The sequence below is a fragment of the Ruminococcoides intestinale genome (genome assembly GCF_040095935.1).
GTDB lineage: Bacteria > Bacillota > Clostridia > Oscillospirales > Acutalibacteraceae > Ruminococcoides > Ruminococcoides intestinale.
Window position 1 is genome coordinate 39,845 of the sequence record NZ_JBBMFQ010000003.1, and the last position, 24,969, is coordinate 64,813.

At 41.2% G+C, this 24,969-nt stretch carries 18 protein-coding genes and 1 tRNA gene; 14 read left to right on the plus strand and 5 right to left on the minus strand.

Annotated features, from left to right (window positions below; all coding sequences use genetic code 11):
- Nucleotides 1-229: 229 nt before the first annotated feature.
- The gene (locus WMO31_RS06280; protein ID WP_117847237.1) at nt 230-685 is read right to left on the minus strand and encodes a DUF6465 family protein; all 456 of its coding nucleotides are present in this window, start codon (nt 683-685) and stop codon (nt 230-232) included.
- 297 nt (nt 686-982) lie between these two features.
- On the opposite strand from WMO31_RS06280, the gene WMO31_RS06285 reads away from it, so the two are divergent.
- The 4 genes from WMO31_RS06285 to WMO31_RS06300 all read left to right on the plus strand — a co-directional run bounded on the left by WMO31_RS06285 (nt 983) and on the right by WMO31_RS06300 (nt 5,552).
- Nucleotides 983-1,921, plus strand: a complete 939-nt coding sequence (locus WMO31_RS06285) for an AEC family transporter (protein WP_015522927.1) — start codon at nt 983-985, stop codon at nt 1,919-1,921.
- Nucleotides 1,922-2,366: 445 nt separating this feature from the next.
- Nucleotides 2,367-3,368, plus strand: coding sequence for a helix-turn-helix transcriptional regulator (locus WMO31_RS06290; protein ID WP_367999395.1), 1,002 nt, complete (start codon nt 2,367-2,369; stop codon nt 3,366-3,368).
- A 313-nt stretch (nt 3,369-3,681) separates the two neighbouring features.
- Nucleotides 3,682-4,542, plus strand: a complete 861-nt coding sequence (locus WMO31_RS06295; RefSeq protein WP_367999396.1) for a helix-turn-helix domain-containing protein — start codon at nt 3,682-3,684, stop codon at nt 4,540-4,542.
- Nucleotides 4,543-4,760: 218 nt separating this feature from the next.
- Entirely contained in the window at nt 4,761-5,552 is a 792-nt protein-coding gene (locus tag WMO31_RS06300) for a hypothetical protein (protein ID WP_101071008.1), read from the plus strand.
- A 701-nt stretch (nt 5,553-6,253) separates the two neighbouring features.
- Here the strand turns inward: WMO31_RS06300 and WMO31_RS06305 are convergent.
- Nucleotides 6,254-7,459 carry a DegT/DnrJ/EryC1/StrS family aminotransferase gene (locus WMO31_RS06305; RefSeq protein ID WP_015522922.1) on the minus strand — a complete coding sequence of 402 codons (1,206 nt, stop codon included), beginning with the start codon at nt 7,457-7,459 and terminating at the stop codon, nt 6,254-6,256.
- 319 nt (nt 7,460-7,778) lie between these two features.
- Nucleotides 7,779-8,051: a sporulation transcriptional regulator SpoIIID gene (gene spoIIID, locus WMO31_RS06310; protein ID WP_046433134.1), complete on the minus strand. Its 273-nt coding sequence runs from the start codon at nt 8,049-8,051 to the stop codon at nt 7,779-7,781.
- A 298-nt stretch (nt 8,052-8,349) separates the two neighbouring features.
- Between spoIIID and WMO31_RS06315 the strand changes: the two genes are divergently transcribed.
- The 3 genes from WMO31_RS06315 to WMO31_RS06325 all read left to right on the plus strand — a co-directional run bounded on the left by WMO31_RS06315 (nt 8,350) and on the right by WMO31_RS06325 (nt 12,514).
- The gene (locus tag WMO31_RS06315) at nt 8,350-9,879 is read left to right on the plus strand and encodes a dockerin type I domain-containing protein (protein ID WP_367999397.1); all 1,530 of its coding nucleotides are present in this window, start codon (nt 8,350-8,352) and stop codon (nt 9,877-9,879) included.
- A 420-nt stretch (nt 9,880-10,299) separates the two neighbouring features.
- A complete protein-coding gene (locus tag WMO31_RS06320) occupies nt 10,300-11,484 on the plus strand; it encodes an alanine racemase (RefSeq protein ID WP_367999398.1) in 1,185 nt (394 codons plus the stop codon).
- A 1-nt stretch (nt 11,485) separates the two neighbouring features.
- Nucleotides 11,486-12,514: a sugar-transfer associated ATP-grasp domain-containing protein gene (locus WMO31_RS06325; RefSeq protein ID WP_021883612.1), complete on the plus strand. Its 1,029-nt coding sequence runs from the start codon at nt 11,486-11,488 to the stop codon at nt 12,512-12,514.
- A 532-nt stretch (nt 12,515-13,046) separates the two neighbouring features.
- Here WMO31_RS06325 and WMO31_RS06330 read toward each other — a convergent pair.
- Nucleotides 13,047-13,123: transfer RNA gene (locus WMO31_RS06330), tRNA-Met, on the minus strand.
- Nucleotides 13,124-13,474: 351 nt separating this feature from the next.
- Between WMO31_RS06330 and WMO31_RS06335 the strand changes: the two genes are divergently transcribed.
- The 4 genes from WMO31_RS06335 to WMO31_RS06350 all read left to right on the plus strand — a co-directional run bounded on the left by WMO31_RS06335 (nt 13,475) and on the right by WMO31_RS06350 (nt 17,400).
- Nucleotides 13,475-14,719 (plus strand): acyltransferase family protein, encoded by a 1,245-nt coding sequence (locus tag WMO31_RS06335; protein ID WP_367999399.1) that lies wholly within the window; start codon nt 13,475-13,477, stop codon nt 14,717-14,719.
- 211 nt (nt 14,720-14,930) lie between these two features.
- A complete protein-coding gene (locus tag WMO31_RS06340) occupies nt 14,931-15,644 on the plus strand; it encodes a hypothetical protein (RefSeq protein WP_367999400.1) in 714 nt (237 codons plus the stop codon).
- A gap of 35 nt (nt 15,645-15,679) precedes the next feature.
- On the plus strand, nt 15,680-16,537 hold the full coding sequence (locus tag WMO31_RS06345; RefSeq protein WP_367999401.1) for an NAD(P)H-hydrate epimerase: 858 nt from the start codon (nt 15,680-15,682) through the stop codon (nt 16,535-16,537).
- Between the two features lie 29 nt (nt 16,538-16,566).
- Nucleotides 16,567-17,400: an AraC family transcriptional regulator gene (locus tag WMO31_RS06350; protein ID WP_367999402.1), complete on the plus strand. Its 834-nt coding sequence runs from the start codon at nt 16,567-16,569 to the stop codon at nt 17,398-17,400.
- 226 nt (nt 17,401-17,626) lie between these two features.
- Here the strand turns inward: WMO31_RS06350 and WMO31_RS06355 are convergent, their stop codons facing one another.
- Nucleotides 17,627-18,472, minus strand: coding sequence for a metallophosphoesterase (locus WMO31_RS06355; RefSeq protein WP_304011273.1), 846 nt, complete (start codon nt 18,470-18,472; stop codon nt 17,627-17,629).
- Between the two features lie 240 nt (nt 18,473-18,712).
- Here WMO31_RS06355 and WMO31_RS06360 point away from each other — a divergent pair, with 240 nt between their 5' ends.
- From WMO31_RS06360 to WMO31_RS06370, 3 genes are all read left to right on the plus strand, one after another.
- A complete protein-coding gene (locus tag WMO31_RS06360) occupies nt 18,713-20,590 on the plus strand; it encodes a polysaccharide biosynthesis protein (protein ID WP_367999403.1) in 1,878 nt (625 codons plus the stop codon).
- A gap of 18 nt (nt 20,591-20,608) precedes the next feature.
- Entirely contained in the window at nt 20,609-22,438 is a 1,830-nt protein-coding gene (gene glmS, locus WMO31_RS06365; RefSeq protein WP_367999404.1) for a glutamine--fructose-6-phosphate transaminase (isomerizing), read from the plus strand.
- Between the two features lie 540 nt (nt 22,439-22,978).
- Nucleotides 22,979-24,958 (plus strand): hypothetical protein, encoded by a 1,980-nt coding sequence (locus WMO31_RS06370; RefSeq protein WP_367999405.1) that lies wholly within the window; start codon nt 22,979-22,981, stop codon nt 24,956-24,958.
- Nucleotides 24,959-24,969 lie beyond the last annotated feature (11 nt).

The following is a 24,969-nucleotide window of genomic DNA, read 5'->3' on the forward strand; positions in this document are numbered from 1 at the left end:
AGCGTATGGAAAATTGAAAGTTGAAAATTGAAAATTAAAGTCGGGCGACAGTTTGCAAAATGCAAATCATTGTCGCCCGACCGTTTTTTATATATGAAATTAACTGTTTGGTCGTGGGGCGGATAATATCCGCACTACGATTTTTCGCAACATTCATCTTAAAACAACAAAAGACCGCTCTTTTGAGCGGTCTTTAAAGCTTGTGTTTTAAATTCAAAATTTATTACAATCAGCAGAAGAATACATCCATTTCTTCTGCGTTGCCGTCGGCAACAAAGTATGCCTTGCTTTCTTCGGGCTTGAGATAGATTGAAATTTCCTTTGCATCCTTGCCGTATGTAGCCTTAACATTTTTGATTACTTCTTCAACAGGAACCTGTGCGCCTGCATATTCTACGAAGAAATTAACCTTTGTTTCAACCGGAACGGGCTTCTTTGGAGCAACCTTCTTTGGAGCAACCTTCTTTGGAGCTGCTTTCTTAACAGGAGCCTTTTTAACGGGTTCTGCTTTCTTAACAGTTTCAACCTTTACATTTTCTGTCTTTGCGGGTTCAGCCTTCTTTGCAGCTGTAGCAACAGTCTTAGCAGGCTCAGCCTTTGCAACAGTCTTTTTTACAGGCTCTTCCTTAACGGGAGCAGTTTTTGCAGGGGCTGTTTTTGCAGTTGTTTTCTTTGTTGTTGCCATAATAAATCCTTCTTTCAAAGTAATAAAATATTGCAGAAATAAAAGTTTTATCTTTTGTAAATATTATACATTTCAGAGTAAAAAATGTCAATAAACTGTACAAAAATTCGGCGGTTAATACATATTTGCGAAAAAATAAAATTCCTGTTAGTTGAAATGCACAATGTTATTGCCTAATATTTGTGAACTATGTCGTTTTTTCTGTCAAAAAAAACGAAAAAAAGCACATCATCATTTGAAAACCTCTTGCAACTGTGCTAAAATGATAGCGATTAATTTAAGAGAGAAGAATGATTTATGGGAGAGAATTTCATTATTATTGCACAACAGGTGCTTGTACTGTTCATTTTGATTGCAGTCGGTTTTATTTGCGGTAAGAAGAAAATTATCACCGATTTTTCCGCCCGTCACATGACCGATATAGTATTGTATGTTGTGACGCCCTGCGTTATGATTTCTGCTTTTCAGCGGGAGTTCTCGTTTGAACTTTTGAGCGGACTTATAATTTGCGTTGCCTGCTCTGCACTTATTTTCGCTGTGTCAATACTTATCTGTAACCTGATTTTTCATGATAAGGATGAAAGCCGTAAGGCTGTTATCCGCTTTGCAACAATTTATTCAAACTGTGCATTTATGTCTTTGCCCCTCCAGAAGGCAATTCTCGGTGATGACGGTTGGTTTTACGGCTCAATTTTCGTTGCCGTATTCAACATTTTTGTATGGACGCACGGACTTGTTTCAATGAGCGGTGACAAAAAACAGCTTTCATTCAAAAAGCTTGTTCTCAACCCCGGTCTTATCGGTGTTCTTCTTGCAATTATCCTGTTTATTACAGGTTTTAAGCTTCCGTACATAATCAGCCAACCGGTTGAATATCTTGCAGTTTTGAACACTCCGCTCCCGATGCTTATTATCGGTTTTTACCTTTCACAGGCTGACTTTAAAAAGGCGTTCACTGACAAGGGCGTATATTTTTCTTCGGCAGTCCGTCTGATTGCTTTGCCGATGATTACAGCGGTTGTAATGTCATTGTGCCGTGTCACACCCATAATTACCATGGCTTGCGTAATTGCCACATCAGCCCCTACTGCCGCAACAACAACTATGTTTGCAACAAAGTTCAACAAGGATGTTGAGCTGTCGGTTAGTATCGTTGCCGCAACTACGGTATTTTCACTTGCAACAATGCCGCTTGTCGTAATGCTTACGGGCATGATGAGCGGATTTAGTAGTTAATGTAAAATGGAAAATTGAAAATGGAAAATTATGGTCGGCGGTGTGCCACCGCAGACCTTTCGAGAAGATAGTTGAGATAAATGAATTGCATTGATGCCCGAAACGGCATTGATGCAATTTTTATTTTATATGAATTTAACTGTTTAATTGCAGAGGAAAACCGTGTCCTCCCGTTAGTAATGGCAGAAAATTTATGTTAAATCCAATTCATAATATGTCTTATTATTATAAAACTGTCTGCTCGAATTGGGAATGGCGGCTCGCCGTGTGGGAGGATTAAATAAACAATTACAATTCTACGCTCGGGCATGATATGTTTTTGATATTACAAACTGTCTACACGAATTGGGAACGGCGGCTCGCCGTAAAAATATATGGAAATCTCGGCTGAAATTTGATATAATGAACATATAAAAATATATAATCCTTTGAGGGGGACTGTATTATGTCGAGAAATCCTATGCAAAAACAGAAGCTTTTGTATCTGCGAAAAATTCTTCTTGAAAAAACCGATGAAAATCACGGGCTGACTTCAAGTGAAATTCTGGCGGAGCTTGCGTTGTACGGAATTACTGCGGAGCGAAAAAGTCTTTACGATGATTTGCAGGTGCTTGAAAAATTCGGAATGGACATCTGCAAGAGCAAATCATCAACCGTTAAGTATTATGTTGCAAGCAGAGAATTTGAACTGCCCGAGTTGAAGCTTCTTGTTGACGCAATTCAAAGCTCAAAATTCATTACCGAAAAAAAGAGCATTTTCCTCATTCATAAGCTTGAAGGGCTTGCAAGTGTTCACGACGGCAAGGAACTGCAACGGCAGGTTTTTGTCGCAAACAGAGCTAAAACAATGAATGAACGAATTTATTATTCGGTTGACAAAATTCAGAATGCAATAGCACTCAACCGCAAAATCTCGTTCAAATACTACCGTTGGGAACTCGATTTTTCGGGAACGGAGCGAATTGTCAAGCGTGAAAAAATCAGGAACGGCGGATACACGGCTTCACCGTGGGCGCTGTGCTGGGATGATGAGAATTACTATCTCATTGCCTATGACACCTGTGCCGACAGTATAAAGCATTACCGAGTTGACAAAATGGACGATATCGAGGTGCTTGACGATGAGCGTGACGGGGGAAAGACCTTTGAAAAATTTGATCCTGCAGATTATTCAAAGGGCGTTTTCTCAATGTTTGGCGGTGAAAAAGCTACGGTTAAGCTGTCGGTTGACAATGACTGCATAGGTGTTATTGTTGACAGGTTCGGCAGGGATATTTTTGTTACAAAGGAAAGCGACACAACATTCGGTGTATCGGTTGATATTATGACAAGCAAACAGTTCTACGCTTGGGTATTCGGTCTTGGCGGAAAGGTCAGAATTATATCACCGCAAAATGTTGTTGATGAATTTAAAAAGCAGCTTGAAAATGTAAACGATTCATTTTAATTGCCATACGGTTGGCAATATTTCATATTAAAATCGTTAAATAATAATGTCTGATTCGGAAACAATCATAACAATTATCAGTAGATAAATTGATACATTATTGCGTAGAATTAAAAATCAATTAACATACAGCAGACAGCGGAATATTTAAAATTTGCACTAATTACGGTTTATACATTTATTTTTTGCACATTTGTCGTAATTATTGACTTTATTGTGCATAAAGTCTATTATATTGTTGCAGTGATTATTTGTGTTGTTTTTAGACACAAAATGTTTGAAAACATAATTTTTTAGAATCGGGGTTATTATTATGAATTTTGATTTCTTGCGTTCGGCAACCGCATCCAGTTCAGCTTACAGAGTAGTCTGCGGTGAAATGATTATTGACAGCAATATGTGGAATGTTCACAACGAGGTTCTTGTGGCTGTTGTAAGGGACGGCTATATGACCGTTGAAATGGGTGCTGACACTTATTCGCTCTCAACAGGCGACATTTACTTTATTTCACCTAATCAGAGATACAAAATTAATAATACAGGCAACGCAAGAGTTGACGTTATTCTTCTTAACCTTTCAATTCCTGCATCGCTCACTCAGGAGTTTATTCCGCAGAGTCTGATCAGAGGTCTTGTAACAGGCAACTGCACTCACTTTGCAAAGGTTACGAGAGGCGACTACCGTTATAACAATCTTATTGACGATATGAACACGGTTATTTCTGCCGAGAACGAAAAGCACGAGTTCTTCCAGATTCTTGTTCACGGCAAAATGTACGACATTTTCTATATTCTTTTCTCATCGGGTCTTGTTAAGATTTGTGATGTTGAGGCTCAGGGCAAAAAGTACCGTGCTCTCCGCAGAATTACGGAATATATCAACAACAACTTCTGCGACAGCATTACTCTTGATACAATAGCTCAGACAACAGGTCTCAGCCGTTACTATGTGTCGCATCTCTTTAAGGAGCTTATGAATACAACATTTGTAAACTACCTTAACGAGCTCAGACTGACAAGAGCCGCAATGCTTCTTACTACAACGGACACTCCCGTTATCGAAATTGCAGGTATGTCGGGCTTCAACAACATTTCAAACTTTAACAGAGCATTCAAAATGTACTACGAAACAACACCTTCAAAGTACAGAAGAGCTGAGAAACAGTCATTTTAAATAAGTATTTTTAAAATAAAAAGCCGGTGCATATGCGTCGGCTTTTGTTTATGGTAATAATTTGTCCGCTTAGGTAATATTGTTTAAAAAAGGCAGTTCATTTTTGTAGAATGCTTAAATTGAAAAGAAAAGCATACCGTGGTATAATTATTACGTGTGTGACAGCGTGTTTTTTTGTGCGTCATTTGTGTTTAGAAGTATTAAACGGCGGTGAAACGATGAAGTTTTTCAATAAAAATATAAACAAGGTTTTGTCGGTTGTGCTTGTTGTAGTATCCGTTTTGGTAGTTTTGCAGTTCGTCTGCTCAAACGGTACTCTCAATGCCGGAGAAACTCCGACAGAATCGGCAATGGCAAGGGTGAATCCGAATATTCGGAAGATTGTTCCGGCAACAACTGTTTCCGCAACAACCGTACCTGTTGAAACAACAACGGCAAAGCCTAAAGCAACCAAGGCAACAACTCAGCCTCAGACAAAAGCCACAAAGGCAACAAAAGCGACAACTCAGCCCGTGACAACAACACAGGCAACTGTTCCGTTTGCTACGGCAATTCCGCCGAAAGAGCCTGTTGATTACCAATCTCAATGGGACGCAGGTTATCTTGTGGCAATTGACAATCCGGACAAAACCTATGAATGCTCCAAGGTAACGCTTACCGATGAGGACAGGGATCTTCTTGAAAGGCTTTGCATGGGCGAATTCGGTTCGGGCGGTTTTATAGGAGCGGCACTCATTGCTCAGTCGGTAAAAGATGCAATGTGCTTTGACGGTTATCCGACAGTTGCCTCGGTTATCGAGAACTGCCATTATACCGGCAGTACCAAAATCGGCACAAATCAGGAATGTATTCAGGCGGTAAGCTATATCTTTGACGAAAACAAGGATGCCGTTCAGCACCGCATTATGTATATGTATAATCCCGATATGGTTCAGAGCGCTTTCCACGAAAGTCAGAACTATATCCTGACATATCAGACTGTCAGATTTTTTGACAGGTGGGGGTATTGACGAAAATCCTTGATTTTCGTCAGCTAAATTCACGCAAGCGTGAGCTAAATTTGCTACGCAAGCTAAATTATCCTGCGGATAGCTAAATTGTCCTGACGGACAGCTAAAAGTGAATTTAATTTAGCTGAAAATATGATATGCAGCAATTAGAGTCAGGAAACATAGTTTCCTGACTTTTTGATTTTCTTTGCAAATCGTAGGGGCGCTCATTGGGCGCCCGCTTTGATGAATGGATTTGTTTTATAAAAATGTTTTGATGTGATGAATGATATGTATAATCTGTAGCGGCGAACCGTGTTCGCCAATCGTTTTGGTTGAAAAACCAAAACGAATAAAATGCCCGTACATAATCTTTGATATATCAAACAAAATAATAAACAAATATTTTGTATTAGGTCGAACCGATTTTACAATCGTTTAAAATGGCGAACACGGTTCGCCGCTACATTATAGCAGTAACTTTGCAACATTTATATAATTGGATTTAACATAGATTTTCTGCCGTTACTTAGCGGGCGTCCAATGAACGCCCCTACAGATTCCTTACAAAACAAAAATGCATCAGAGCCTTACCGGGCATCTGATGCATTTTATTTATCTGACTGTCTTTTCAAATTATTGACGGTTGCACACCGCCGTCCTTAATTTTCAATTTCCCATTTTACATTTTCAATTTATAAACGGGGAACGGCGACTCGCCGTTATTTAAGTGTTTTCATACATTGCTTGAATGTTTCAATTACATACCATGCTTCATCGTCTGTGAGAGTTGAGTTCATCGGGAGGGTGAGCTGGTTTTTGTGCATATTATACGCATTCGGATAATCGGTAATCTTGAAACCACGCTTGCTGTATGCCGAAAGCAACGGCAACGGCTTGAAGTGGACATTGCACATTACGCCGTGGTCAGCCATCATATTATAGAACTTGTTACGATATTCTGCGTCTTTGCCGATAAATCTTACAAAGTAAAGGTGACCGCTGCTGCGGTGGTTTTCATCGCAGTGATTAAGCACCTGAACAGGCAAATCCTTAAATTCTTCGTTGTAAAGCTTTATAAGCTGATGTCTGCGCTCAAGCATTTGATCGTAGCGTTCAAGCTGAGCCACACCGATTGCGGCAAGTACATCGGTCATATTACACTTGTACTGAGTGTCAACAACATCATATTCCCACGATGCGACTTTGTTTTTTTGATATGCGTCCTTGGTCTGACCGTGAAGTGAGAGAAGCATATACTGCTTGTACATTTCTTCCTCGTCAATTCCGTCATGTGAACGGTGAACAGCCGCACCGCCCTCGGCGGTTGTCATATTTTTTACAGCGTGAAAGCTGAAGTTTGTGAAGTCGGCAATTTCACCGCACATTTTACCGTGCCATTGCGCACCGAATGCGTGAGCGCCGTCAGCCATAACAATAACTCTGCCGAACTTTTCCTGAAGCTCGTTGCGTGGATTGAAAACGCCTTTCTTTCTTTCAACAGCCTCAAAAATACGGTCATAATCGCACACAACACCTGCAAGGTCAACAGGAATGATAACCTTTGTATTGTGGTTGATTGCCGCCTCCATTTTATCGTAGTCCATTTCAAAGCTTCCGCTTTTGCAGTCAACCATAACAGGCTTTGCGCCCACATGGTAGATGATTGATGCGGTTGCCGTGTAGGTGTATGCCGGAACGATAACCTCATCTCCCGGACCGATGCCGAGAATACGCAGAGTAAGTTCGGCACAAGAGGTCTGCGATGAAAGGCAGACAGCCTTTTCCGTGTGACATCTTTCTGCAATACGGCTTTCAAAAAGCTTTGTTTCGGGACCTGTTGTAATCCAGCCCGATTTCAGAACCTTTATAACTTCGTCAATTTCTGCCTGAGAAAGGTCAGGCGGCGAAAAGGGAATTTTTCTCATTTTTAATTTCTCCTCAGGTACAGCCGTGCATTAACCACTGCCGTACACAAACTATAGACAAATCTGAAAATATTGCACTCTTTTAACCGAAACAAAAGTTGCAACCGATTGCAAGCAGTACAAAGGTGCGTCAGCTCATCGGAATTTCGGCAAAAGGTTAAATCTTTATTGAAATTCTAAGTTTCAATCGCCAAACGGGCAAATGACACATATATTAAATTATACAACGCAAGTCATAAAAAGTAAAGTTCCAAAATACCCAAAATATACTCTGAAAATGCGGTTTTGTATGGTGTATGAGCCGTATTGCAGTTGATTTTCAGCTTTTTTCGCTTTCGGAGGCTTTCTTTTGCAGATATTTCTTTTTTGTTGCAAGACCGCCTCTTATGTGCCTTTCGCTTTTGTTTGTGTCAAGAATTTCCCTCACCTGTCGGTAAAGTGCAGGGTTAAGTACCTTTAGCCGTTGGCTGACATCCTTATGCACGGTGCTTTTGCTCACACCGAACTTTTTTGCCGTACTTCTCACGGTTGCCTTGCTTTCGATTATGTATTCACCGAGCATTGCCGCTCTTTCTTCTACGATACCTTTCACATACAGCCCTCCTGTCTGTCCTCCTTAGGGGGGACATCTGTAATAGATTGTATGTGCAGACAGCGGATTGTATGACGGTATAGCTTAGTATGTTTTATTGCGTTTTATTGTGTTTTATTGCGTTTTACCTGTAATTAAACTAAATTTTTGTATAAACAGACAAATAAATGCTTATAATTTCGGCATTTATGCGGATTGAATTATCACGGTTACCAATGGTACAATTTAATCATAACAGTCAGAGAAAATCAAAATTTTTTGTGCATTTTGCTTCTTTGGCTTGAGAGGAGAAATACATATGAAAAATATTAAAAAAACAGCGGGTAAATTATTTGCAATGATTCTCACGGTATCGGTTGCAGTGTCCTGTGTGGTGTCAACGGGCATTTTTACAGCTTCGGCATACACTGCGCCGAAAGAGGGCAAAATTTTTTATAACAAAACAATGTACGACAAATACGGTAAGGCTGAAGGTATGGTTCTTGACAGCCTTAAAAATTTTGACGAGGAAATTGATATCAGCAGTCTAAATGTTCCGAGAAGCGATGTTGCGGAATTTTTTAAGGTGCTGACCTTGACTCATCCGGAGCTTTACTATGTGAATCAGGGATTTTCGTACTCCTACTATCCGTCAGAGGATAAGGTTGCGTCAATCTATCCCGAGTACACAATCAGCAAGAGCGAGTATGCAACACAGAAAAAGTCGCTTGATAAAGAGGTTGAGAGAATTCTTTCGCTTGTGGACGAGAATATGACCGATTCCGAAAAGGCACTCGTAATTCACGATGAGCTTGCCATTATGAGCGAGTACAGCACATCAGATTACAACAAGGCTGATATTTACAATTCGCTTGTTGAAAAAACTTCCGTATGTCAGGGCTATGCGCTTGCGTATTCCTACATGCTTTCACTTATCGGAATAGACTCCGAACTTGTTGTTTCAAACTCAATGAACCATATGTGGAACAAGGTTCATATCGGCAACGCTTGGTATAATGTTGATGTTACATGGGATGATCCTATTAATGACAGACCGGGACACGCTCAGCATACATACTTCCTTTTGAGTGACAATGCCATTCAGAATCTTCCGTCAAAGCACTATGATTACACAATAAGCTACGGTGCAAATTCGACAAAATATGATAATTACGAAATCCATAATTTCGACACAAGGCTTTGTGAGGTTAACGGTGAATTTTACGGCTTTGTCAACAACAATTCTTCAGCTAACAAGGGTGCATTGTTAAAATACAAGCTTGACAGCAATACATATGAGAAAAAGCTGAAATTGAACGAAAGATGGAGCGCAGGCGGTAATTCCTACTGGCTAAATACATTTATGAGCCTTGAAAAATACAACGATACTCTGTATTTTAATACCTCCGACGCCGTGTATTCATACGATGTTGAAACAGGCAGACAGGCAGTTGCTGCATCCGACATCAACGGTGTGTCGGTGTCATCAGGCAGGCTTTGCTACGGCATGGTTCTCAAGGGCGACGCAATGTATGTTGCCGTGTTGGATTCTCCGAACAACAAGGCAACTTTGCAGTATGTAAAAAGAGTTGACAAGGGCAACCTTGTAATCGGTATGACAAACTATGTTATGACTGCAAGCACCAATTCAGCCGAAAAGGCATATTACGGTGACGCAAACGGTGACGGCAAAATAAACATTGCCGATGCAACCGCAATTCAGAAAGCAATTGTGGGTATCGTCAATCAGAACGAGATAGAGCGTATAAACTCTGATGTAAACTTTGATTCCGATATTACCGTCATTGATGCAACCACAATTCAGATGTATATTGTAGGGCTTATATAACGGCAAGCCGTTGGCAAATTGAAAATTGAAAATGGAAAATTTAGGACTGCGGTGGCACACCGCAGTCCTTTCGAGAAGATAGTTAGATTAGGAAATTGCATTGATGCCCGATACGGCATTGATGCAATTTTTGCTTTATTTATATAAATTTTAATTTGTACAAATCTTTGCGGGGTTATCTGCAGGCATATAATGTCCGCCCAACAAATTTGCAACAACTTCCATATATACAAAAACGGTCGGGCAACAATGTTTTTCACTCTTGCAAATTGTCTTCCCGACCATAATTTTACATTTTACATTTTCAATTTTCACTTTTATGCCCGAACCGTACACCGTTACTGTTCAATATCGCTATTGATTTACCCATGCAATTATGCTATAATTTCAAGGATATAGTGTATTAACGGAGGCTTTGGAATGCTGGATTCATATGTTGAAATTGACCTTGACAAAATCGGTGCAAATGCCCGTGCGATAACACAAAAATACAGCGACTACAAATATTTTATTGCCGTTCTCAAGGGTGACGGTTACGGTCACGGTATGGAAGTGGCAAATGAAATGTACAAAAACGGCATTAACTATTTTGCCGTGTCCTCTCTTGAGGAGGCTCAAAGCTTTCGTAAGGTCAACAAGGACGCTCCGCTTTTGTGCCTGCATCCGGTTCATCTTTCGAGAATTGAGGAGGCAAAGCGGCTTAATCTCACCATTGCCGTGAATGAGCTTGATTACCTCAAAAGGTTGCTTGATTTGAACATTGGCTGCAATTTCAAGGTTCATCTCCAGATTGATACAGGCTTCAACCGCCTCGGCTTCAAGGATAAGAACGAGGTTAAAACTGCCGTTGATATGATTAACGGTTCAAATTTTGTTCTTGAGGGAATTTATCAGCATTTTGCAACAGCCGGAATTTTTGATCCCCATTGGGACGAGCAGGTCAGAAACTTCAAGGAGCTTACATCGCTTATTGATTTGAATAAAATCCCGATTGTCCATATGGGCAGTTCCGTTTCAATGCTCACCCACCCGAAACAGCCTTTTACAACAGGCGTGAGAATGGGCATTGCAATCTACGGCTACAATGTTGCCCCCGATTCTCTTTCAAATTCGCCAAAGGACAAACTCCGCAAAATGCGAAACAATTACTTCATTAAGAAGTACAACATCAGCGAAACATATTTTGATGTAAAGATAGATTTACAGCCGGCTATGAAGATGAAAACCCGTATTCTTCAGCTTAAAAAGGTGAACAAGGGCGAGTGGTTCGGCTACAATGCGTCATATACGACAGATGAGGATATTATTCTTGCAATTCTTCCTGTCGGCTACAACAACGGCATCGGTCACGCAAATCACGGCAGACAGGTTGTTATCAACGGCAAAAAATATCCTGTTGTCGGTGAGATGTGTATGAATATGACGGCTGTTAAGGTTGATTCATCGGTAAAAATTGATGACGAGGTAACACTCCTCGGTGACGGTATAACAGTTGGTATGTTCGGCAGAAGTTCGGGTATGGGCAATGCTGAGGCGCTTGTGAATATAGGCAAGAACAATCCGAGATTTTATGTAAAAGACGGTAAGGTTGTAAAGGAGAAGTAAGATGGCAGTTTCGGTACACAAATGGCTTTTGAATAAATTCAGAGATATTAACCACAGCAGAATGGATAAGCACATTGACATTATCGCCAAGAACAGCGGTAAGTCAAAGGCTTATATCAAGTTCGACATAATCCGCAACTTTCTCATCAGAGGCACAGGCTACACGGACTATTTCCGTTGCGATTTTATCAACCTTTCGGCTAAAGAGAAAAAAACCTTTGTAACTGCAAAAACTTTCTACAAAATTCTTGAATATCTCAACGATGAGGAATATATCGTTCTTCTTCGTGACAAGCTTGTTTTTGACGAGCTTTTCAAAAAGTATCTCAAAAGAGATTTCATCAACCTTCGCACAGGCAGTAAGGAAGATTTCAGGAAGTTCCTTGACGGCAGAGAAACCGTTTTTGCAAAAGATCCGACAGGCGAGGGCGGTCACGGCATTTCAAAAATCACCGTTGCCGATGTAAAGGACAGCAACAAGCTTTATGATGAACTCAAGGCAAACGGTCAGCTTCTTGTTGAGGAAGCAATCGTTCAGAGCGATGACCTCAACGAAATCAATCCGTGCGTTGTAAATTCATGGCGAGTTGTTACGCTCTATAAGGACGGCAAGGCACATATAATAAATAACGCTCTCCGTATCAATCAGGACGAGTCAAATGTTATCGGATGTACAAATGACCTCTACCTCAGCCTTGATGCAGACGGCAGAATCGACAGTAATGTAATTGACGACTACGGCAATGTTTATGACAAACACCCGATGACAGGCAAAAAGTTCTCCGAGGTTAAGATTGCAGGCGTTCGAGAGGCTCTTGACATGGTTGTTGAGGCAGCGGAAAAGATTCCGCAGGTGAGATATATCGGTTGGGATATCGCCTTTTCAAAGAACGGTCCCGTTATGGTTGAGGGCAACGAGTACCCGGGCTACGGACTTTTGCAGTTCTATAAACTAAAAGGCAAACGCACAGGCCACCTGAAAGAAATCGCCGATGTCCTCGGTGACGAGATGAATAACATTAAGCTTTGATTATTCAGCCAAAACTTTATAATAAAAACAAAAAACAGCACCGATATGACTTCGGTGCTGTTGTGTGTTGTATGGGCTGTATTGTGTGAGGTTGCGCAATCCTGTATGAGCGGTCATCAGCCGCCCGCAGATAAAGACACAATAATTTAGATTAAATCATAATATAAATATCGCAAAATAACCGTAATTCTGTCGTGGCGAACACGGTTTCTGTTACATGTTATGCACAACATTCGTCATATCAAAACATTTGTTTAAACAAAACAATTCATCAAGTTGGGCAACCAATGAGCTTATTTATATCTGTATTTGAACAGCTGTGGCATACAAATATCAATCTGAGATATTTTTTTATTTTCAATTTTTATCAAAATTATACAGGAGGGGGTTTCTTCGTTGACTTGAAACATCAACGCAGCCTCTTGCTCTGGGTAAGGACTCAAAATGGATACTCTTTTTGCGACAACGAAGCCTCATTTATATTAATGTTAAAAAAGTGGATGTAACCGAAATCAGTCACATCCACTTGATATGGTTGCGGGAGCCGGATTTGAACCGACGACCTTCGGGTTATGAGCCCGACGAGCTACCGAGCTGCTCTATCCCGCGATATACAACTCTGCTGTTTTTTACAGCTTTATTATTATAGCATTATGTAAAGGTTGTGTCAATAGTTTTTTGTATATTTTTTTATTTTATGCTTTGTCCGGCTTTTTGACTGAATTTATTTACATTTTAATCTTAGTTTTTTAAGGGTATGTACACAATTGTATGGCGGAACATATGCAAATAAAAGATTTAAATACCTGTTAAAACAAAAGTGAGATTGTGCAAAATAATGATTTATATGTGTTTAGCACGGTGAATTTGATATATTGATTGCAGATTGCTTTTGTGGTACAATTACCGTGTGAATTTGCGGAATTTTTAAATTGCGACAAATACAGATGAGAGGGAATTATGGGAAAGAACAAAACACGCAGTAAATCTGCACTTAAACAAAACAGTGTCACAGCTGAAAACAAAAGGCTCGGCGATGACGGAAACATTAATTTTACTTTTAAAATTTTGTCGGCAATCGGCATTATTATCATAGTTTCGGGGCATTGCTACAACGGCGGTGTGTCGCTGATGTACGATTGGTTTCCGAAGTATTCGTACAATCTCGCCTTGTTCGTTTTCATTTCGGGATATTTTTACAAGGAAAAGCACGAGGAACATATTTTCAAATATATATGGGGACGGACAAAACGCTTGTTGATTCCTGCGTATCTATGGAACATTGTTTACGGAATAATTGCATTCGCACTTACTCAGGTCGGCTATACGATTGCTCAGGGCAAATTTGATCTGTACAACCTTTTTGTTATGCCGTTTATTGACGGCGAAAGTTTTGCCTACAACCTCGGTTCGTGGTTTGTATATCCGCTGTTCTGTGTTTATGTTTTTAATATACTGTTTCGCAAACTGCTCAAAAAGGTTCACAGGGGCAACGAGTATGTCATTCTTGCCGTGTATCTTGCAATCGGAATTTTCGGTGTGCAATACTGCATTTGGAATCCTGCCCCAAAGGGTGCGTTGCTGTTATTGTTCAGGTCAATGTTTTTTCTGCCGTGTTTTGAGTTTGGCAGATTTTATCACGAAAAGCTTGAAAAACACGATAATCTCAACAGCGTTGCATATTTTACAATCGTTCTCGGAGTTCAGCTTCTTCTCCTCACATTCTGTGAAAATCTTGAATACACTCCATCAAAGTGCGTGAAGTTTGACAACGGCTGCGTCATTCCTTATGTAACCGCAATCACGGGCATTGCGTTCTGGCTGAGGGTTGCAAAGCTGATTACTCCGATTATCAAGAACAAAAAGCTTGTCAGAATGATTTCTGACAATACCTACAGCATTATGATTCACCACATTTTTGCCTTTATGATTGTAAAATGGGCGTTCTGGGGATTGAGCGTAATTACACCGCTGTTCAAAGATTTCGATATTTTAAAACTCAAGTCAACAATCTGGTACATTTATCGTCCGAACGGCTTAAATTTTTACTGCATAATCTACCTTGCCGCAGGAATATTCATTCCGATTCTTATAGGAACGGTTACGCACAGGATATTTGAATTTATGAAAGAGCATACCTTGAAGAGTATGCAAAAAAGCAGTCGGACAAGTAAAGTAAACAAAATTGAAAAAGTCATAAAATAATGCTTTTTTTACAGGCTTTAAAATGAATAAAAAATAAGCTGTATGTGCATTGTTACAAAATAACACGGCTTATATTGTGCAATATTTGCCTTTAAAGCTGTGCGAATGAACAACTTGCACTAAAAGGTAAAATAATATTTATTCATTTCGCCGTAGCAAAAAACATTAATTTGTGTTACAATATTTCATTATAGTATTTAGCGGAGCAGATATGCCGATATACAGAATAGCTGATTTGAATGTTGAAGTTAATCCAAAATTTAAAATATGCAGGAAACGGCTTGAAAGCTATGCCGTTAAGTCGAATGAATCGGGAAAGACCGACATTGCGATATCGGTTTCGGATGACGAAATCCGTGAGCGTCTCAGGCTTTCCGACAACCTCAGCGAACAAGGTGCGGAGGATGTTCTGATACTCTCAAAATTCTGCAACGCCGTGCTTGACGGATTTGACGGATTCTTTTTTCATTCGTCCTGTCTTGAGCTTGACGGTGAGGGCTATGTTTTTTCGGCAGTCAGCGGAACGGGCAAGTCTACCCACACGGCTCTGTGGCGAAGGCATTTTGGCAACAGGGTGACGATGATTAACGATGACAAGCCGGTTATACGAAAATGTGACGGAAAATTTTATGCTTACGGAACTCCGTGGATGGGGAAAGCTGACATAGGAACAAATACAAAAGCACCCGTTAAGGCTGTGTATATTCTTCAGAGATCAGAAGAGAACACGGCAGTCAGGGTGTTGCCGTCGCAGGTTATGAAACAGTTGCTTGAGGCAACGGTTATTGATGTTGAGCGGAGCAGAATGGAAAAGCTGCTTGAATTGCTTGATGAGTTCTTTAAGGACACACCGTTGTTTTTGCTCGGTTGTAATATGGATGAAAGTGCTGTTATGACGGCTTACAATGCCGCAAACGGCGGATAAGGCTATGGAAATTTCAGAAAGCGGAGGAATATAATATGGAATTTGTTCAGGTCGTTTCGGTTGAAAATATGAGAAAAAGCGACGCAAGGACGATTGCGGAGCATACTCCTTCGGCGGAGCTTATGTACAGAGCCGCACAGGGGATTTTTAATTCGGCAAAGTTTGTGGGCAGGGTTGCCATAGTTTGCGGTAAGGGCAACAACGGCGGCGACGGTTATGCGCTCGCCTGTATTTTATGCAAAAACGGCTTTACACCGACAATTTTCAGAGCAAGCGACGGCTTTTCAAAGGACGGCCTTTACTATTATAAAACCGCAATGTCGCTCGGTGCCGAGGAGATGCCGATGTCACAGGCGGCTTTCACGGGATTTGACATTGTAGTTGACTGTCTGCTCGGAACAGGCTTTTCGGGTGAATTAAAGGGTGAAATGCTTGAAGCGGTTGAGCAGATTAATATGACAAATGCCTATGTTATAAGTGCAGACATCAACAGCGGAATCAACGGTGACACGGGTGTGTGCAGTACGGCGGTAAACTCGGATCTTACCGTTTCAATCGGTTCGTTCAAGACAGGCTTGTTCCTCAATGACGCACCGTATTACATCGGTTCAGTCACAAACTGCGATATCGGAATCAGCCTTATTGAAGATGAATACAAGCTGATTGACTATTCTCTTTTGCATATGTTTGAGGGCTACGGCTCTCTTGTTATGACTGCGGAAGAATTTTTTGAAAAGTACGGCTACGAGCCTTCAAAGTGCAATGTTGCACGCTGTGTTGAGGAAATCAGCAAAAAAGAACGCAGAACAGTTGTAGTAAAAACAGACCATTCTGCGGTAATTGCGGATCTTAAATATATTTATTTTTGCGCTGACTATGTTATTAACAATTGATTGATTTTAATTGAGTTAAGGGTGAAACCATGAAGTACAAGAAGGTGTTGTTACCGCCCGAGCCGTATTACAGCGGCAGGGTTACAAGATATCCGGACAAAAAAGCTGCCTTTGAATCGGGACTCAGGTGGCATGGTTCATATGAAATTTCCTATATAAAAAAAGGTAAGGTAAGGCTTAACAAGCTTGACAGTGAAATTATTCTCAATGCGGGCGATGTCTATGTTCTTAACAGTCAGGAGGTTCATTCCTATGAGGACATCGGTGAGGATACTCAGGCTGTTATGCTCAATATCATTCCAAAGGCAATTGCACCGTATGTTGACGATCCGCATATTGTGCCGAGTTTCAAACAACCCGAGGGCGAAGCTCTTGAGTTTATCAGAAAAGCAATGGACATATTCCACGGATATGAAGAGTACGAGAGCAAGCTTATCAGCATGAAGGTAAGAGCGGTGATGTACAGCGTTGCGTACTATCTCATCCGTGATTGCATTGACAACGATATACAATATGTTCACGGTTCTCAGGCTGATGATTTTGACTGCGCCAAAAGTGCTATCAGATATATGCACGATAATTACAAACACGAAATCACGCTCAATGAAATCGCCAATTATGTTGGCATGACGCCTGCTCATTTTTCAAAATATTTTAAGGATAAAACAGAGGAAACATTTTCAAAGTATCTTCGCCGTGTTCGCCTTGAACACGCTATTGATGATTTGAGAAACAAAAAAATCACCGTCAGACAGGCGGCGATTGAAAACGGTTTTCCGAATGTAAATTCGTTTATCCTGTTCTGCAAGTCCGAATACGGCAGAACTCCTGCGGAACTTAGGAATTACAGCGAGAAGAACTGACGGCGAGCCACCGTTCTCGGTTCGTGAAAACAGTCGCTTCAAGGCGAGAGCTTTTTAAATTGAAAATTGAAAATGGAAAATTGAAAATTGCGGTCGGCGGTGTGCCACCGCAATCTATTCGAGAAGATACTCGGATAAAAGAATTGCATCAGATGCCCGAATATGGCATTGATGCAATTTTTGCTTTATATGAAAGTAAATGTATACTTTTAGGGGAGAACCGATGTTATACAACCGTCACAACACCTATTTCAACTTGATTATTGATTCTGGGGATGAATACGGTGTTGCTCAGACCTGCGCAGACAATCATTTTTGTGCCGTCAAGGTCAAATTCGCCTTTGTCATATTTCGGAAAAAGTCCCTGATTCGGAGCGATTACTCCGCCGATGAACGGCAATTGAATCTGTCCTCCGTGGGTGTGACCGCAGACGATTAAGTCTATGTCGGTTTTCTTTGCGTCCTCGGCAATGTATTCGGGCTGGTGGTGCAGAAGAATTGTGAAATTGTTCTTTGCTTTTTCGGCAAATTCTTCCCACAGCGTTCTTGACGGAACATCGTCATCGGGAGTGTAGAACTCATAATAAGGGTAGTCGCTCATTCCGCCTATTAGCACACTCTTGCCGTTTTTGGTGAATTTTATGTATTCATTATCAAGCAATACAGCGCCTGTTGAATTTGTTTCGCTTTTAAAATCCGTTCCGAATTTGGCGGCATTGTCACGCTCATGGTTGCCGAGACAACAGTATGTGGGTGCAATTTTTGAAAGCTTTTCAAGCACATCTTTCATCTTCGTTGTGTCGGGATCGCCACGGTTGACCATATCTCCGCAAACTGCAATAAAATCGGGATTTTGTTCCTTTACAAGCTCTGCAAGGTCTGCGTTCTTTTCTCCGTATTCCTTGTTGTGCAAGTCCGTGATGACAACAAATTTCAGCTTTGCGTCGTTCTTAGTATTGTTTACACAGTAATTTGTGATTGCAATTGTGTTGTCACAGTAAACGCCCCATATCACGAGAGTTACAAACAGCACAAGTATTATTGCTCCGAGGATTATCGAAAAATTTTTCATTCAATTCACCGCTCATATTAAGTATGGTATTATTTTAGGCTCGTTTTGTGCGGTTGTCAACAAATGTGTGTCGAACAAGTCTGATTATTACTGTTCCTTGTGCTTTGATTGTCGGATTTTGAGTTGATTTAGGAATTGCTTTGTTTGACATTCCTTTTGCACTGTTGTATAATAAATCATAATTGTATTTATATGTTACTCGGGAAATTTACACAAAGTTAAACAGAAGAGGTATGGGTTATGAAGAAGATTAATTTGCGTAAGATGTTTCTGGCTCTCGCAGATGTGTTTATTATCGTTGTCAGCGGTATTCTTGCAAATTATATTCTCTTGCTTGTCGGCTACATAGGTGCTGCTTCAAGCAAAGGCTTGTTGAGCTATATTGTTATTGATCTTGTCATGTGTCTGTTTACGCTTTATATAAGCGGAACATATTCAAAATTGTGGCGATACTTTAACGCAAAGGACTATATGGTGTGTGGAATTGCCGTTTTTTCGGGGTTTACGCTCGGCTTTGTAATCTCGTTGTTTTTGCAGATTCCGCAGAGAAAGATTTTTTGTATAGTACATTTCGCAATAGCCCTTGTCGGAATTCTTGCATTCCGTTTTGTTTTCAGAAGGGCTTTTCTTGACCTTACCGAGGCAGGAAGGGCAGAGGGCGGAGAGCGCACCCTTATTGTGGGCGCAGGCAATGCCGGCAGAATGATTGTTCGTGAAATTCACAATGCGAAAGAGCAGGGTGATGTTAATAATCCTTCAAAAAGCATCATTCCGGTATGCTTTGTCGATGATGATTTGAAAAAGCTGAATCAGAAAATCGAAGGAATCCCCGTTGTCGGAACCTGTCCCGAAATTGTTAAAATATGTGATGAATACCGCATAGACAATATTATTGTTGCAGTTCCGTCATGTGAGGAAGATGAGAAGAGGAAGATTCTTGATTACTGTTCCGCAACAGAGTGCAAAATCAAGATTATCCCTTATCTCGGTGAGCTTTTGTTTGATGACGGGCATACACAGCTTATTTCACAGGCAAAGGAAATCAAGATTGAGGATCTTCTCGGCAGAAAACCCATTGAGTTTGACCGAAAGGAGATTCATGACCTTATCAACGGAAAGGTTTGTCTTGTTACAGGCGGCGGCGGTTCAATCGGCAGTGAGCTTGTAAGACAGATTGCAAAGAATGATCCAAAACAAATCATCATTGTTGATATCTACGAAAACAACGCATATGACATTCAGCAGGAGCTTGTGCTTGAATACGGCACAAAGCTTAACCTTGTAACGCTTATTTCATCGGTTCGTGATTACGATAAGATGGAGCTTATCTTCAAGACATATCGCCCCGAACTCGTATTCCACGCTGCCGCTCACAAGCATGTTCCGCTTATGGAAACCGTTCCCGAGGAGGCTGTAAAGAACAACATCTTCGGCACATTCAATGTTGCAACCCTTGCAGAAAAGTACAAGGCAAAGAAGTTTGTTATGATTTCAACCGACAAGGCTGTTAATCCGACAAATGTTATGGGCGCAACAAAGCGTGCGTGCGAGATGATTATTCAGTACAAGGCGCAGCACAGCACAGATACCGAATTTGTAACAACAAGATTCGGTAATGTTCTCGGCTCAAACGGCTCGGTTATTCCGCTGTTTCGCCGTCAGATTGAAAACGGTGCGCCCGTTACCGTAACACATCCCGATATTATCAGATATTTTATGACTATTCCCGAGGCTGTTTCGCTTGTTCTTGAGGCAGGTGCAATGGCAAAGGGCGGTGAGATTTTTGTTCTTGATATGGGTGCTCCCGTCAAGATTACAACCCTTGCCGAGAACCTTATCAGAATGTACGGTAAGGTTCCGTACAAAGATGTTCCGATTATTTTCACGGGACTTCGTCCGGGTGAAAAGCTTTTTGAGGAGCTTCTTATGGACGAAGAAGGTCTTAAGTCAACACAGAACAAGAAAATTTTCATAGGAAATCAAATTAAAATAGACGAAACAGATATGCTGTCAAAGCTTGAGGTTCTCAAAAAGACCGCAGAAAACAATGACAGTGAAAAGACAGTTGAACTTTTGGCAGAACTTGTACCTACTTTTTGCCACAAGGTCAATGATTAACCGAAAAGGAGAAATTTTATGTGCGGTATTGTAGGTTATGTAGGACCTAAGGATTGCAGTGAGGTGCTTGTTAATGCTCTCACAAAGCTTGAATACAGAGGCTATGACTCGGCAGGTATTGCGGTTTTTGATAACGGAGAAATCAAGACCGTAAAGACCAAGGGTAAGCTTCAGGACTTAAAGGATAAGCTTGCAGAGGTCGGCACTCCGAAAGGTCATGTCGGCATAGGTCACACCCGTTGGGCAACCCACGGCGAGCCTTCGGATGTAAACTCACATCCACACAGCGGTACAAGGGTTACAATCGTTCACAACGGTATTATTGAAAACTATATGGAGCTTAAAGACTTCCTCATCTCAAAGGGAAGAACTTTTTTAAGCGACACAGATACAGAGGTTGTTGCTCAGCTCCTCGACTATAAATACAACGGAAATCCTCTTGAAACAATTGACAGTGTAATGGCTGAGCTTAAGGGTTCGTTTGCACTCGGAATTATGTTCAAGGATTTCCCCGACAGAGTTTTTGCGGTTCGCCGTGAAAGTCCTCTTATCGTAGGCGTTGCAGAAGGCGAGTGCTTTATTGCGTCCGATGTTCCTGCAATTCTTCAGTACACAAGGGATTATTATCTTCTTGACCATGATGAAATCGTAACACTTTCACCTGACGGTGTTTCGTTCGTTGACGAACACCTTGATCCGATTGAAAAGGAAATTCAGACAGCCGACTGGGATATGGAGGCTGCCGAAAAGGGCGGTTATCCGCACTTTATGATTAAGGAAATCAACGAACAGCCCGAGGCTATCAGAACAACGATTATGCCGAGAATCAAAGAGGGACTTCCGTTCCTGGAGGAATGCGGCATCACAACGGAAACAATCAAGAATTTCAAAAATATCACAATCGTTGCCTGCGGTACTGCCATGCATGCAGGTATGGTCGGCAAGTATGTTATTGAGGATATCGCAAGAGTTCCCGTAAATGTTGACATTGCGTCCGAGTTCCGTTACAGAAATCCGATTGTAGGCGAGGGCGACCTTGTAATCATCATTTCACAGTCGGGCGAAACAGCCGACAGCCTTGCCGCAATGCGTCTTGCAAAGCAGAAGGGTGCAAAAACTCTTGCAATCGTAAACGCAAAGGGCAGTTCAATTGCCCGTGAGGCGGATATGCTCATCTACACACTCGCAGGTCCCGAAATTTCCGTTCCGTCAACAAAGGCATACATCACACAGCTTTCCGTTATGTATCTCTTTGCCTTTGAGCTTGCTCTTGCAAAGGAAACAATCAGCACAGCCGAGTGCAAGCGACTTGTTTCGGCTCTTACAAAAATGCCTGAGGCAGTTCAGTATGTAATCGACAACTGCGAGGATATCTGCAAGTTCGTTGCCACAAAGCTTGTTGCAACCGACAGCTTGCTTTACATAGGCAGAGGTCTTGACTATGCCCTTTCAATGGAGGGTTCGCTCAAGCTCAAAGAGGTTTCGTACATTCACTCAGAAAGCTATGCCGCAGGCGAGTTGAAGCACGGCACAATTTCGCTTATTGACGAGGATGTTCCCGTTATTGCCGTTGCAACTCAAACAGGTATTATCCCCAAGACAATCAGCAATGTTGTTGAGGTTAAGTCAAGAGGAGCGAAGGTTATTCTTGTTTGTACAGACGCCTGTGTAAGAGAACTCAAGGACGGTGTTGCGGATTATGTTATCGAAATTCCGCATACAGACGAGCTTCTTATGCCGATTACAGCGGTTGTTCCGCTCCAGATTCTTGCTTATTACACATCAATCAACAGAGGTATTGATCCCGATAAGCCAAAGAACCTTGCTAAGTCGGTTACTGTAGAATAAACGGCGGTCTTGTATTTAATTGAAAATTGAAAATTGAAAATGTAAAATTTCGGTTGGCGGTGTGCCACCGCAGTCAATTCGAGAAGATAGTCAGATAAAGAAATTGCATTGATGCCCGATACGGCATTGATGCAATTTTTGTTTTATATGAAAGTGAATGTTTATTTATATAATTTTAATTTGTACAAATCTTTGCGTGGTTATCTGCAGGCGGATAATATCCGTACATACAGTTTTGCAACAACTTCCGTATATAACAAAAATATACAAAAACAGTCGGGCGACAATGTTTTGCATTCTTGCGAATTGTCTTCTCGACCATAATTTTCCATTTTCCATTTTCAATTTTCAATTTTATGCACGCTCAGGCGTAATATGTTCTTTAATATCATACTGTATTCACGAATAGGGTGCTCTTGTTTTCAAATTTCAGCGGTAAAAACCTTGTATTTTTTTGACAGATTATGTATAATTAATTAGATATACATTCTAAAAAGCAGTATTGATGAATCTAATTTAGTTTCGGGGGAATATACGGACATGATGAAAACTGTTTTTAAAAGAGCTGTAACGCTTGCAATTTGTGCCGTAACGGTATTTTGCGGTATTTTTGCCTGTTCGGGCGCAACAAAAGATTACGAGATTCCGCAGATTGACGATATGACGCTTTCAATGCCTGACGGTATGAGCGCTGTTACAAGGGACAGTAAAAGCACAGATAAATATTTTTCCGTTTTCGGTCTTGATTATGACACAACAATGAAAACCTTTCAGAACGGAAATATCTATCTTCAGGGTATGGATAATATGTCATCGGTTATTCTGACCGTGACAATGACAAAAAATGAAAGCAGCGAGAATGTCGGCAACTATGCCCAGCTTTCTTCAAGCGAGCTTTCAAATATACGCAACAATTTTCTTAATTCCGATGAGTATCGGAGCTGTACTCCCGACCAAAAAGAAAAAGTTGTGTGGCTTGTGTTTGACGCAACTGCTCAGAGCAGTAAGGGCGATGTGAAAACCTTTGTTGCCAACACGGTTTATGACGGTATGAACATTAATATCACAATGCAGAAAACAGAGGGTGATGTTACAACCGTTGACTACGATACTTTTTCCCAAATTGTATCTTCGGTAAAATTCAGCGACCTGCCGTTTTCAAAGGGATTTATTCCGTACATAATCATCGGCGGCGGTGTTGTTATCCTTATTTTGATTGTTCTCATCATAATTTTTGCCGTGAGAATCAGAAAGCATAAAAAGGCTAAGAAGAATAACGCTATTCTTGAGGAGCTTGCAGTCAAGTATAAACTCGGTGAAAAGGGTACGGACTACGACATTGACAATTTTGACGATTCTCCCGAAAAGCCCGATAAACGCTCAAAGAAAAAGCAGAAATATGCGGAAGAGGTTGAAGAAGAACCGGCTTTGCCGGGCAGAAGATATGCTCCCGAGCCGATAATCGAAAATATGGAAGAACCGGAAGAAATTACAAGTGAGTATTCAAACTTTGGTTATGACACGGATGATGCCAAGGAAAAAGAAATTGACGAGATAATCAACTCCGCAAAGGCTTACAAGAGTGAGCTTGAGCGTGAGGCATATAAAAACAACTACGGTTACGAGGAAAACAGCACGGAGGACGAAAAAAAAAAGGAGCCTACCGCAGCAGATACCTCAGAGACTGAACCCGAAAAAATTGACGAAAACGAAAAAGATAACGCAGAAACACCTGAAAAACACGAGGACATAAGCTCTTCGTCAGGTCCTACACTCGTTATCCCCGAACCCGAACACGATCTTTTTGAAACAAGCGAGCCTGACGATATCGACCGTGAGGACGATGCCGATGTTGAAGAAACCGAGGAGGTTTCCGAACAAAAGCATCCGCTTGAAAAAAAGGTTGACAAGTACGCAAACATCATTTTCGGCAGTGACGATCCCGAGGAGAAAACCGGGGAAGAGGTTGATGATGAGGAGCTTGTAAGGGCAAAGGCTAAGAAAAACAAGTTTGACAGCGGTTATGACTTTTTTGACGAAGCTCCCAAAAAGTCAATGGGGGTTATCAAAAGCTCAGACCTCAGAGATGCCGAGGACGTTGATGTTATCGGCGAGGTTGAAAGAAAAGCAGAAACCGTAAAGCAGAACGCTCTTGAAAAAGAGAATAATAAAGAAACCGAGGGTGAACCGAATGATAAACGGTCAACGGAAGAGGTTCTTGCCAATGTAGGCAAAAACATCAGTAACGCTCTCAGGGACTTTGCAGGCGGAGTTAAGAATTTTGGCATTCACTGCGGATATTTCTGCAAGAATGTTTCAATAATGATAAAGCATAAGCGTGCAATTGCCAAACGCAAAAAGGCAGAGGAAGAGAGAAGAGAGAGAGAAAAACAAAAGGCAGAGCGTGCAAGAATGCGTGCCGAAAGAGGCGAAAGTGACGGACTTGTTCAGGTTCACAGCAGAACCGACCGCCGCCCACAGCAGAATCACCGCCCTGCAAACAGAAACAAGAGAAGATAATTTCTTTTCTT